8 protein-coding genes are annotated in these 12948 nt (G+C 63.0%); all 8 read right to left on the reverse strand.

Annotated features, from left to right (window positions below; genetic code table 11):
- Positions 1-62: 62 nt before the first annotated feature.
- The 8 genes from HKD46_RS16010 to HKD46_RS16045 all read right to left on the reverse strand — a co-directional run bounded on the left by HKD46_RS16010 (position 63) and on the right by HKD46_RS16045 (position 12691).
- On the reverse strand, positions 63-284 hold the full coding sequence (locus tag HKD46_RS16010; RefSeq protein WP_409240930.1) for a hypothetical protein: 222 nt from the start codon (positions 282-284) through the stop codon (positions 63-65).
- Positions 285-765: 481 nt separating this feature from the next.
- The gene (locus HKD46_RS16015) at positions 766-1839 is read right to left on the reverse strand and encodes a hypothetical protein (protein WP_173418148.1); all 1074 of its coding nucleotides are present in this window, start codon (positions 1837-1839) and stop codon (positions 766-768) included.
- A 57-nt stretch (positions 1840-1896) separates the two neighbouring features.
- A complete protein-coding gene (gene recD, locus HKD46_RS16020) occupies positions 1897-3954 on the reverse strand; it encodes an exodeoxyribonuclease V subunit alpha (RefSeq protein ID WP_171865655.1) in 2058 nt (685 codons plus the stop codon).
- Between the two features lie 8 nt (positions 3955-3962).
- Entirely contained in the window at positions 3963-7577 is a 3615-nt protein-coding gene (recB, locus tag HKD46_RS16025) for an exodeoxyribonuclease V subunit beta (protein WP_171865656.1), read from the reverse strand.
- Positions 7577-10933, reverse strand: a complete 3357-nt coding sequence (gene recC / locus HKD46_RS16030; protein ID WP_171865657.1) for an exodeoxyribonuclease V subunit gamma — start codon at positions 10931-10933, stop codon at positions 7577-7579. Before recC ends, recB begins: the two co-directional genes overlap by 1 nt.
- A gap of 232 nt (positions 10934-11165) precedes the next feature.
- Entirely contained in the window at positions 11166-11558 is a 393-nt protein-coding gene (locus tag HKD46_RS16035) for a DoxX family protein (protein WP_010675909.1), read from the reverse strand.
- A gap of 83 nt (positions 11559-11641) precedes the next feature.
- Positions 11642-12328, reverse strand: coding sequence for a pirin family protein (locus HKD46_RS16040; protein WP_010675910.1), 687 nt, complete (start codon positions 12326-12328; stop codon positions 11642-11644).
- A 30-nt stretch (positions 12329-12358) separates the two neighbouring features.
- Positions 12359-12691 (reverse strand): hypothetical protein, encoded by a 333-nt coding sequence (locus HKD46_RS16045; protein WP_053288810.1) that lies wholly within the window; start codon positions 12689-12691, stop codon positions 12359-12361.
- Positions 12692-12948: the final 257 nt, after the last annotated feature.

The raw sequence follows: 12948 nt of genomic DNA on the forward strand, positions 1-12948 counted from the left end.
TCGATGTGGTTGAGGATTAGTTCGTGGTTAAACATGGGGATAGTCTGTTGGGTATTAGCTGGTCAAGGATGGCGATCATACCTCAGAAGCCGCGCCACGCCTCGCTCATATGAGGGGATGGTTAAGGCTTGCCCCAGCCTTTCAGAGATCCGCTCCCGATAGCCGTCGATAAAGTCGGTAAAGCCCTCATTGGTATGAAAGCTACAGAAATAAGCATCCCTGCGCGCCTGCACACAGCGTTCGTAATCCCGATTCAGATCGATGGTGTTAAATTCGAGTCGCAATCAATAAGATCCTGTCGTGTGTAGGTAGGGTGTAAAAAGCGAAGCGCATTACACCTTTTGACAGATAAATAGGAGCGGTGCAATTCACTTCGTTCATTGCACCCTAACCGTCCCTCACCCTGCCCCCTCCCAAAGGGAGAGGGGATCATCCGACATCGAGGATATAGCGTTGGCAATCGGGAAAAGTTCGGGAGTGGCGGATTGCACGAATTTTCGATGATGCAATATTCGATTGCATGATGCTTGATTACGTGATCGTCCGATTACGCTTCGCTAATCGAACCTACAAATATCCGATAAACCTGTGGTGCAAACCAACTCAATGGGAGTCAAATCTCCCTTCTCCCCTTGCGGGAGAAGGGCCGGGGATGAGGGGAAGGAAAAAAGAGAGCTCGCGGTAAACGTTGGGCTTCGCTACGCTCAGCTATAACATAGCAATTGGTAGGTTGGTGCTGAGCCTGCGAAGCCCAACATTCGAGATCTAAAAAGGTCGCATAAAACGCATGAAGCCTTTGTTTGTAGGTCGTATATCGATTACATTTCTGTGTAAAAGACTATTTTCAAGCCCAATTGCATGTAGCGTTTTATCATGAATAAAATATTTATACTGCGCAACACCTTGACAGAAAAAGATATCCGTTGGCAAAGGATTTATTGCGTATGGGTTATGCAGAATACACAGTCCATCAACAATTTTCTCATGATACAACCGGTGATCTTCAGACCTTCTTTCTGGCGTACCAGATTTATCCACAGACCAGACGGAGTCAACTGTACAGCCACTAAAGAAGTTATGCTTCATCGCACTTAACTTACCCCATGTAGCAGTACACGAGAAAATAACAGCACTAACCTCCCTCATCAGTTCATTCGTGAATAAACCTAACTGAATTGAGGCACCATTATCTTTCTCTATAAATCCTAGATTTCTTACAGGGGGCCCTGCAGGGTATTTTCCGGGATTATCTAAGTATTCATCCTCATCAACATAATGATCATATAAAACAGCACAAATTGGTCTTGTATATTGTAGATTGAACCAAGGCTGCTCAAAGGGTGCAACTGCTATCACAAATGGTTTATTCTTTACATGGTTAAGGTTTTTATATTTTGTATTATACAGTCTGTATTTGGAAAGTATAGAATTTGACAGTCTGATCATTGCTTCATGATTTATTTTACCAAACCGTTTAATTGACTCCATAGATTCTGCAGAGAATGTTCTTTCCCACTCATTTTCCTTACCATCAGCTGAGTTAGAAACGACAGCTTCCACTATGATATCACTATCATTCTTCAATACATTAAAGTCTGGTGATGGGTGCTGCCAGTTTATACTTGCCCCTAACTCCTTGAAAGCTGCATGTAAATAAACTTCCCAAAATGTTGAGTTGAAGGTCGTCTGAAATTCTTTAATGACTTTTCCATCTCTATCAACGAAGCCTTCTGCCCATTGAGAGAAAATATTTCGCTCTAATTCTAAATTGTCATGTGAAATAGACTTAAAATTAGCATGCAATTTATCGCTGGGAACTATCAGTTTAAAAAATCCCATACTTCTTCCCCCTCAACAGTACAGTATGTAAATTAGTTGATTATTTACTGCAGCTAACTAACTTCCTCCCAACCTCTGTGCCAACCCTGAATACCGCTCGGTCTTTTTCCGTACCGCTTGTGCCAGCAGGGCGCGATCGCCGTAGAGATCGAGGCGGGCCTTGGCGCGGGTGATGCCGGTATACACCAGCTCGCGGGTCAGGAGCGGGCTGGGGCTGTCGGGCAGCACCAGTACGGTGTGGGCAAACTCCGACCCCTGGGATTTGTGGATGGTCATGGCGTAGACCGTCTCATGGGGGGGCAACCGGCTGGGCAGCAGGGCCCGCAGGGTGCCGTCCGGCTGCTCGAACCACACCTTGAGGCGGCCGGTGTCATCGGGCAGGCAGAGCCCCATGTCGCCGTTGTAGAGGCCCACCCCGTGGTCGTTGCGCACCACCATCACCGGGCGGCCCGCATACCAGTCGCCGTCACGCTGGATCAGCCCTGCCTTGGCGAGGGCCAGTTCGAGGCGCTCGTTGAGCCCCGTCACCCCGAAGGGGCCGTCCCGCAGGGCGCAGAGGATCTGGAAGCCGTTGAACGCCTTGAACACCGCCGCCGGATCCTCGCCGGCCCGGGCCGCCTTGAGGTAGCTGCCATAACCGGCCACTCCCTCGGCAATCAAGGCGTTGTAGGCCTCCCCCGCCCAGGGGTGCAGGCGGATGTCGCCAAATCCTGCGCCCCAGACCGCCTCCACTGCCGCCCCGTCGCCGCTGTTGCAGGCCCGCGCCAACTGGCCGATGCCCGAATACTGGTCAAAGCGCCAGCTCTTGGAGAGCAAACAGAGGCTGTCGCGCACGCTGGCCCCTGATGGCGTGCCTTGCAGGCGATAGCCGGTCTGGCGGGAAAGCCAATGTGCCTGCGCCGGGCTGATGCCCTGTTCGATAAAGCTGCAGATATCCCCGAGCACGGCCCCCGCCTCCACCGAGGCGAGCTGATCCTTGTCGCCGAGCAGGATGAGGCGGGCGTGGCGGGGCAGCGCGTCCAGCAGGCGCGCCATCATCGGCAAGTCGACCATGGAGGCCTCGTCCACCACCAGCAAGTCCAGGTGCAGCGGGTTGCCTCTGTGATGGCGGAACTGGCTGCGCCCGGGGATCACCCCGAGCAGCCGGTGCAGGGTGCCCGCCTCGGTGGGGATGGCCTCCACCCACTCGGGGGGCAGGTCCAGGGCCTGCAGGGCAGAACCGATACTCTCGGTGAGGCGCGCCGCCGCCTTGCCGGTGGGGGCCACCAGCCGGATCGCCGGGGCCTTGCCCCCTTGCAGGCCGGTCTCCACCAGGATGGCGAGGAGCTTGGCCACCGTAGTGGTCTTGCCGGTGCCGGGGCCGCCGGAGATGACCGCGAAGGGGCGCGCCGCCGCCATGGCCGCCGCCAGCTTCTGGCCGTTGCAGCAGAGCGCCTCGGGCACCAGGGTATCCAGCCGCTCCAGCTCGCTGGCCGCCTGGGCGCTTTTTAGCAGGGTCTCCACGGCGGGCCACTCCACCTCATGGGGGAAGACCAGATCCAGGTACTTCTCCACAAAGTGGCGGACGGAGAAGTCCGGCGCGAGGCGGGCCTTGAGCAGGGCCCCGAACACCAGGCCGTAGTCGCGGGCAAAGAGGCGTGACAGGGCCGGGGCAATCTCCGGCCATTCGGCCCGTTCACTCAAGGCGCTAAGGTGGCGGGCCACCCCCAGCTCAAAGTCGTGGTAGCGGGTGAGGTAGAGGCGATCCCCCCAGAGTCGCAGGGGCCAGCGGGGGATCTCCCCCTCCTCCTGTTCGCTCCCCACCAGGGGGCTGGCCGCAAAGAGGGCGGGCCAGCTCGCGGGATCCGCGAGATCCGCCAGCAGATCCCGGCTCTGATCCGGATCCAGCCCGAAGGGACGCGAGGATCCCTGCCCGTCACCGCCCTGAGCGAGCATCGCCAGCGGCAGGCAGACATGGCCGCGCCCCAGCTCATGGCAGGCGAGCGCGGCCCCCAGCACCAGCTCGGGGCTGCCGCCAAGGTCGGCCACCAGCCTGGCAAATTGCAGGTCAAGCTGGCGGATGCGCCCCGCCAGCGCCAAGGCTTTCAGCCGCTCTATCATGGTTTCGCCCTTCATCTCGCCCCTCATGCCTCTGCCTTGTTCGATTTCTCTAAACGATGATCGTCAGATGTCACACCTTTACTAAACAACTCGTCCAGCCCCAGCACCAGTTCCCGGCTGGGCCTGGCATGGAAAATGCCCCCCTGGGGCATGCCGCGCAGGAAGAGATAGAAGACCCCGCCAAAATGCCGGTCGAAATCGTAGCCCGGCAGCCGCAAGGCGAGCAGCCGATGCAGCGCCAGCGAATAGAGCTGGTATTGCAGATCGTAGCGATGCTCGACCATGGCCCGCTCCAGGGCCGGGCGGCCGTAATCGGCGGGGCTCATGCCAAGGTGGTTCGATTTGTAGTCGAGCAGATACCAGCGCCCCTGCCACTCGAACACCAGGTCGATGAAGCCCTTGAGCATCCCCTGCACGGTGGCAAAACCGAGCGGCTTGCCGCCCCGCGACAGGGGGTCGTGCTGCTGGCAGAGCGCGGTCAGCGCCGGTGCCGTCACCCGCCCCATGGGCAGGAAGAACTCCAGCTCCACCTGTTTGCGCTCGGGGGCCAGATCCCGCAGCCGCACCGGATCCCCAAGGCCGGTCTCAAGGGAGGTATCCAGCACCGCCTCCACCTGCTGTTGCAGCACGGGGGCCCAGCCTTCGTCGAACCCCTCCTGGGTCAGCAGGGCGGCGATGTGCTGTGCCAGCGACTCGCCCCCCGCGTGCTCGAAGTCGATGGTCTCGAACAGGCTGTGGAGCAGGGTGCCGGGACGCGCCCCCTTGGGGAAGGTGAAGATGGAAGGGGCGGGCGCCTCCTCTTCCTGCACGGTGACGGCAGCCTCGGTGGCCACCTCGTCGTCGAAGCCGGGGTTGGCCAGCACCCCCTTGCCGTGGCCGTTGCCCTGGGCCGCGAGCCCGGAGTAGGAGCTGATCCACCAGTCCCGCTCAAGCTGCCCCTGGAACGCGCGCACGGTGGGCTCCCCCGGCGTCTCCGCTTCGGCGGGCAGCGGGGCCGGGCGGGTTAGCGAGGGCTCACCGACGGCCACCCCCGGCAGGGCCTGGGCCAGGTCGGTGAGGGCGGTCGCCAGTGTCCCGGCGTCCCCCTCCTCCCCCTTTTGCAGCAGGTAGCCGATGGCGGTGCGGTGCAGGTCGGTCTTCTCCGACTTGCCCGCCCCGGAGCGCACCGGCGCCAGCCCGAGCCAGGTGGCATAGACCCCCCGGGTCAGGGCCACGTAGAGCAGGCGCAAGTCTTCGGCGAGGCGCTCCTTGTCGGCCTCGGCCAGGGACGCCTCGGCACCGGTGAGATCGAGCACGGTGCGATTGCCCGCCTCCCCCGCTTCGTGGAACAGGGGGGTGTCGGCGGCGCGGTGGCTGCAAATGAACGGCAGGAAGACCAGCGGGTACTCCAGCCCCTTGGATTTGTGGATGGTGACGATCTGCACCAGCTTGCGCTCGGACTCCAGGCGAAGTATCTGCTCCCCGTCCTGGCCGTTGGGCTGGCTCACCGCCTCCCCGAGCCAGCGCAGCAGGGCGTACTCCCCGTCCAGCTCGCCGCTCGCCTGTTGCAGCAGCTCGCCGAGATGGAGGAAGTTGGTCAGCCGCCGCTCCCCGTAGGGGCTCGCCAGCAGGGAGGCGGCGAGGTTGCGCCCGTGCATCAGGGCCCGCAGCATGGCCAGCACCCCGTGGCGATGCCAGACCGCGCGGTATCCCATGAACTCCTGCACCGCGCTTTCCCAGGCCCGCTCGTCCGAGGCCAGCGCGTCCAGGGCCCTGGCATCGAGATCGAACAGGCCGGTGGCGAGCGCTGCCCTAAGGCTTCGCTCATCGCTCGGGTTCTGGCAGGCGTGCAGGATCAGCAGGATCTCCCGCGCCTCCACCTGGGCCAGCACGCTCTCGCGGTTCGACAGATAGACGGAGGCGATGGCAAGGCGCGCCAGCTCCTGTTGCACCAGCTTGCCCTCGGCGCCGGTGCGCACCAGCACGGCGATATCCCCGGCCCTGACCGGCTCGCTGCCGAGCATCGCCTTGCCCTCCCGGGCCAGCGTGAGCAGGCGATGGATCTCCGCCGCCGTGGCGCGGGCCATCCTGCTCTGGTACTCCCCCTTGTTGAAGGTGGGCTGACCGGTGAGCTGCCAGCAGTGCAGCACGGGGACGCTCTGCCCCTCGATCAGCAGTGCCCGGCTCTTGCCCTGCGCCTCCACCGGCAGGAAGGGGATGTCCGCCTCGTAGATGAAGGGATCCTTCGCCCGCTCGAACAGGCCGTTGACCGCCGCCACCAGGGCGCGGCTTGAGCGCCAGTTGCGCCCCAGGGTGTAGTGGGCGCTCACATTTCGCCGCGCCTGGATGTAGGTAAAGATGTCCGCGCCACGAAAGCCGTAGATGGCCTGCTTAGGGTCGCCGATCATCAGGAGCGCCGTGTCCTGGTGACCGCCGTAAAGGCGATGGAAGATGCGGTACTGCTGGGGGTCGGTATCCTGGAATTCATCGATCATGGCGACCCGGTAGGTGGCGCGGATGCGCTCGCACAGCCGCTCCCCCAGGCCCGAGCCGAGCGCCCCGTCGAGATCCCGCAGCAGATCGTCGAAGGAGAGCTGATGGGCCTGGCGCTTGCTCTCCTGCATTCGGCTGCGCACCACCCTGGCCGCCCGCTGCAAGACGAGATCCCGGATGCCGGGTCGGCTCGCCAGCAGGGCGTCTATCTCGCCAAAGAGCGGCAGGGTGGGCACCGTTCCCCCCTTCTTGAGGTTCTCCTCCAGCGCCTGCTGGCCGAAGCGCTCCAGCTCCTTGGGCAGGACGTAGCCGCTGGTCTCGTCCTGCGCCCAGTCGCCAATCTTGGCAAGCCAGCCCTCGTAGTTCTTGCCGGTGTAACGGCTGATCTGCCCCTCGGTCTGGCGGCGGATCTCGTCCGTCTGCGCCAGCCACCCGGCTTTCACCGCCCCGATGCGGGCCATGGCGACGCTGTGCCGCGCCGCCAGGGTCTCGTCCCCCGCCACCGGGCGGATCTCCAGCTCGTCGTTGTCGAGCCAGCTCCCCATCTCCCGCAGCAGGGCGGCGGGGCTCGGCCAGAGCCTTCGCACCGCCCGGGCCAGGGGCTGATCCACCGGATAGAACTCGGCGCGCCAGTAGTCACTCACCGCCTGCAGCCGGAGCCGGCTGTCGTCGGTCAAAAATTCGGTTTCAAAGAGGGCACCCGACTCGAAGGCGTTCTGCCTGAGCATCCGCTGGCAAAAGCCGTGGATGGTGAAGACCGCCGCCTCGTCCATCTGCCGCTCGGCGGCCAGCAGGCGACGGGCCGCCAGATCGTGATCCTCCACCTCCGCCAGCAGTTGGGCCAGCAGGGTGTCCGTGCTGTGGCCGCGCATAAAGGCGAGGCGCGCCTCGTGGATGCGGGCGCGGATCCGCCCCCTCAGTTCGGCGGTGGCCGCCTCGGTAAAGGTCACCACCAGGATCTCGGTCACCGACAGGGGCCGCTCGTGGGCACAGGGCTGACCGGCGTCCCACCCCTCCTCGCCTGCTTGTTCGATAACCGGGCCGTGGCCCAGCAAGAGGCGCAGATAGAGGCCCGCGATGGTATAGGTCTTGCCGGTCCCGGCGGAGGCCTCGATCAGCCGCTCGCCATAGAGGGGAAAACGCAGGGGATTGAGCGGGTTAGCCATTATTGCAACTCCTCCAGCGCCTGATGGAGCGGGGTCAGGTGTTCACGGGCCAGCCCCTGCAACTGGGCCAGCACCTCGTCATCGAGTTCCGGGAAGCAGCGGGCGACATAGACGTCCTGCCCCTCTCCCGTCACCATGTAGCCGCCGTTGAAGCGGGCAAGCGCCGCCTTGTCGGCCTCCTCCGGCTTTGCCGGATCCTTCTCGATCGCCTTGAGCCACTCCCAGGCGGTGCTCGGGAAGAAGGGCAGCGGCCGCTTCATCCCCTGGGTCCAGAGGGCCACCAGGGCCGCCAACCTGGGCCGCGCCTCGTCCGCCGCAAGCCTTGGCAGCCGCAGACTCTGTTTGGCATCGAACAGCAGGGTGTCGCCGGGGGCGCTGCTCAAGGAGAGGCAAAGGTGCTGGATCCAGGCCAGCAGCAGATCCTTGCCGTTGAAGCCGCCGGGTTTGACCACCAGCGCTCGTCCCTTCTGGGTGTCTATCCAGCCCTGAAGCTGCCCCTGGGCCAGGGCGATGTCGATCTCCACCGCCAGTTTGTCCCCCGTCCAGGGACGCAGCCGCGCCGCCAGCTTGCCCATCTCGCCGTCGATCTCCTCCAGCAGCAGGCTGCCGAACCACCCTTGCGGCAACAGGCCGGAGAGTTGCAGCCGGTGGCGACGGGCCTCGCTCTTCCCTTCGGTCAGATGGGCATCCAGCAGCAGCGCCTTGAGCTGATAGTGCTGCAGGCCGTCCAGCTCGAAGGGCTCGCTGTCTTCGATGGTCGCCTCCTCCAGCTCGAACCACACCTTGAGGCGGCGGTTGAGGAAGTACCTGGCGGGCTGGCGATAGAAGCGCAGCAGCTCCGCCAGCTCCAGCCCCTGCTCCCTGCCCCACTCTGCGGGCAGGGGCAGATCGCCGCTCTGGAAGTTGGCGGCCCCCCGCTCGGGGCTCAGGGCCGGCAGCCAGTCGGCGGCATAGGTGAAGAGACCGGAGCCGGGTTCGGGGTAAAAGTAGGCCGGGCTGTAGGGGGTGAGGGGGTGCGCCACGATCAGGTGTTCGAGCAGCCGCTGGCCCGAGGTGTCGTCGTCGAGATCTTCATCTCCCGCCAGCACGAAGCCCTGGCGCACGTAGTCGATGAGCTCCGCCAGCAGCACGGAGGGCACCTTCTCGCTGTTGTCCTGGGCGCTGAACCCCTGATAGCTGATGTAGAGCCCCTGCTGGGCACTGAGAAGCGCTTCGAGGAAGAGGTAGCGGTCGTCATCCCGGCGGGATCGGTCCCCGCGCCGCGAGGCCACCGCCATCAGATCGAAGCCCATGGGAGGCAGGGTGCGCGGGTAGACGCCGTCGTTCATGCCGAGCAGGCAGACCTGGCGGAAGGGAATGGAACGCATCGGCATCAGGGTGCAGAAGTTGACCTGACCGGCGAGGAAGCGCTGGCTGGAGCGGGACTCCCCCAGCACGCTGCCGAGGTAGTCCTGCAAGAGGTCGGCACTGATGGCCTGCTCGAAGCGGGCCTCGCCGAGCTGGGCCTGCCAGTCGGTGAGCTGGCTGCGGATGAGCTGGAGCTGGCGCTCTTCATCCTCGTCGGCGAGGTAGAAGCGCTCCAGCAGCGCCAGCAGGCAGGCGTGCCACTCGGCCAGCGGCTGCGCCTGTTGCAGCCGGGGCAGAAACTCCGCCAGGGAGTCGACGAACCAGGCGAGCTTGCCGAGGATCAGCCCCTGCTGCCCCTCGATGTCCGCATAAGGCAGGATCCCCGCCACCGGCTCCCCGTCCCCCATGGCAAAGCCCAGCAGCATGCGCCGCAGGCCGAACAGCCAACTGTTGCCGGACAGACGCGGCAGCGCGAAGCGCTCGGGATAGTCGTCATCCAGCCCCCAGCGGATGCCGGTCTCCTGCACCCAGCGCCGCAGCACGTTGAACTCGTCGTCGTCCAGCTCGAAGCGGCGCAGCACGGCGGGCACCTCCAGGATGGCGAGCAGCTCCCCCGCCCCGAAGCGGGCGTTCGGCAGCCTGAGCAGGGCGAGGAAACTTTGCAGCAGCGGGCTCTCCTGGCTCGCCGCCCGATCGGAGATCGCAAAGGGGATCTGGCCGCGGGCCCCGCCCCGCCCCTTGCCGCCCTCCTTGCCAAAAACGGCCTGGATGTAGGGACCGTAGCTGTTGACGTCCGGCATCATCACCACCACGTCTTTGGGGGTGAGGGTGGGATCCTGCTCGAACAGGGCCAGCAGCCGGTCGTGCAGCACCTCGAGCTCCCGCATGGGGCCGTGGCAGGCGTGGATCTGCAAAGTGCCGTCATCCAGGCTGACAGGGCTCTTGTGGTGGCTGGCATCGAGGTTGAACTCGCCGGCCCCCCGTTCCGCCAGCTCCAGCACGTCTTTCTGGATGGCCCGCAGCAAGGTGACCTTGCCCTCATCGTCGCGATCCTCGATGTCGACGAAGGCCTCGATCTGCGGTACCTCCAACTCCATCAGCTGGTGCAGGTAGTCGCGCCCCAGCTTGCCCATGGAGGCGAGCAACGGATTGGCGGGGCCCTGCAGGGTCTCGAGATCCGTACCGGGCTTGAGCTTGTTTTCGAGGCGCGCCAGTGTCTTGCGATCGAGCAAGTCCCCCCAGTAGTAGCGGCAGGGGTTGGTCACAAACAGGTGCACCTCCACCTCGGGGCGGCTGCCGAGGGCCAGCAGGGCCTCCACGTAGCGGGGCGGCAGGGCCGAGATGCCGAACACGAAGACCCGTTGCGGCAGCCTGCCCGGCAGATCCCGGGTGCGCTCCAGCTCGTGGATGAAGGCCTCGTAGAGGTTGGCGCGGTGGTAGCCGCTGGGGCTGAGGGCCAGGGTGCGGGCCACCAGCTCGCGCCAGAGCTCGGGCTGCCAATCCTGACCGCTCACCCCGGCCAGCTCCTGGCTCAATCCTTCCCCCTCTTCCCAGCGGGCGATCCAGTCCGGCCGGTAGACCAGATACTGGTCGAACAGATCCGCCACCTTCTGGCAGAGCTGCCAGAGCCGCACCTGCTCCGGCGCCGCCCCGTCACTGCCCCCCAGATAGGCCGCGAGGGGCGCAAAGGCGGGTCTGCCGAGCAGGGTGGGCAGAATGGTCATCAGGTGCCAGCTCATGGCCCCCTTGTTGTAGGGGCTCTGGCGCGGCACGTCCGCCAGCACCCGGGTGAACATCTCCCAGATGAAACTCGCGGGCAGGGGAAAGTCGATGTTGGCGGCGATGCCGAACGCCTTGGCCAGCTCCAGCTTGAGCCACTGGGCCATGCCGGGACTCTGCACCAGGATCTGCTCCCGATCGAAGGGGTGGGAGAGCGGAGCCTGCCGGATGCGGCTCACCAGCAGCTCCTTGAGCAGATCCAGCTGATTGGAGTGGTAGAGGGTAAACATGGACGACTCCCGCCAATTTCATGAAGAGGGGGTGCGCGGGGGGACACTCTCTGGCATTCCCGTCACGGCACGCGAATCGGGATTGTCGGGGATCGGGGGATAAGATGCAAAAGGCACTTGTGGCGTCCGGACTGCGCGCCGTAACACAGATGGCATCCCCGGGAAGCGGGCACAAAAAAGCCGGTGCAAGGCACCGGCCAAAAGGCGTTGGAAAACTTGAAACGTCAGGGTATTACCAGTGCTTGCCGAGGCGGGCATCCAGGCTGAAAGCCCCTGCACCGGCCGCCGCCAGGGCCAGGAAACCACCGGCCACGGAGACGTTCTTCATGAACATCAGCATCTGCATCTGCTCGGCAGGCTGATAGTGGAAGATGAAGGCGGCCATCAGGGTGAAACCGGCCAGCAGCACGGAGAGGCTGCGGGTAAACAGGCCCAGCATGATGGCAAGACCGCCACCCAGCTCCAGCAGGATCACCAGGGGCAGCATGAACCCGGGCACGCCCATGGCTTCCATGTAACCCTGGGTACCGGCGTAACCGCCGATCTTGCCCCAGCCAGCCATCACGAACATCAGCGCCAGCAGTACACGACCCACCAGCAGTGCCACATCTTTCATCTTGTCCATCGTCATATTCCTTTGCTTACCATCATGGTATTTACAGTGTAAAAGCTAATTGTTAACTCATTCATTTCGCCAAGATTTTTCTATCAAGGCAGGTCAAACAGCAGGGCTTCACTCCCCCTGGAGGCGGTGAGCACCCAGCTCGACTCGTCGCGGCTGAGCAGCCCGTCGCCGGGTCGGGCAGCCAGACCGTTGCCGGTCAGCTCCCCTGAAATCATGTGCAGGTAACCATGACGCCCTTGCAGTGCCCACTCCAGGGTCTCCCCTTCGGCAAGCTGCAGACGCCACACTCTGGCCTGCTGGCGGATCCTGAAGGATCCCGCCTCGCCGTCCGGTGACGCCACCAGCGTCATCCCGGGCTTGTTTTCAATCTTCTTCTGCTGATAACCCGGGGTCGTGCCGTGTTCATTCGGCTCGATCCAGATTTGCAGCAGGGAGAGCGGCTCGGTCTGCGAGGGGTTGTACTCGCTGTGCCGGATGCCGGACCCTGCGCTCATCAGCTGGAAATCCCCCGCCGGGATCTGCTCGGCGTGGCCGAGGCTGTCCTTGTGCTCTATGGTGCCTTGCAGCACGCAGGTGAGGATCTCCATGTTGGCGTGAGGGTGGGTCGCGAAACCGCCACCCGGCGCCACCCGATCCTGATTGATGACCCGCAGGGCAGAGTGTCCCATCCATTCCGGGTCATAGTAGTGACCGAAGGAGAAGCTGTGACGGGCATCCAGCCAGCCAAAGTTGGCCTTGCCCCGTGCTTCTGCGGCTCTCAATTTCATCATGGTGTGCTCCTCACTGACCAAGTTGGTTCATTAACGCTGGCGACCGTCACCCAGACCGAAGGGGATGCGGTAGCTGCTGCTTTCGTTGCCCAGGCTCACCGTCAGGTTGCCCTGGGTGCGGCTCGGGATGGCGACCTGCTGGGTGCCGATCAGGTTGGCGTGGACAGAAGCCAGCAGATCACCGGACTCGTCGCGCACCTCCAGCATGGGGTTGGCCTTGCCGTCCATCGCGGCGGTGGCGCTCCAGTTGACGAACAGCACGCCCGGGGCGGCATTGAAGTCAGCGGGAACGGAAGCCTGGGCGGCACCTGCGGTCATCAGGCCTGCAACGGCCAGCATCTTGATTACGTTTTTCATGTTCATTCACTCTCTTGGGTTTTATGTCATTGCCAAGGCCCCTTGGGCCCGAATCAATGCATCCATGCAAGAGATCATTCAAATACTATGTTGTTCTTTTGCTGACATCAGACATCGTGTTTGGGGATGTCTCAGCCCGGAACTACCTTTTATTTGGCTGCCAGGCGTTCCTGCCTAAGCGTTGATTGAATATTAAAGTGACTTCCCCTAAGTTGTTAGCGAGATAATCTGGTAAACACATTCAAAAAAATTGAAGGTTGGAT

Source organism: Aeromonas sp. TW 6, assembly GCF_013168745.1.
Taxonomy (GTDB): domain Bacteria; phylum Pseudomonadota; class Gammaproteobacteria; order Enterobacterales; family Aeromonadaceae; genus Aeromonas; species Aeromonas caviae.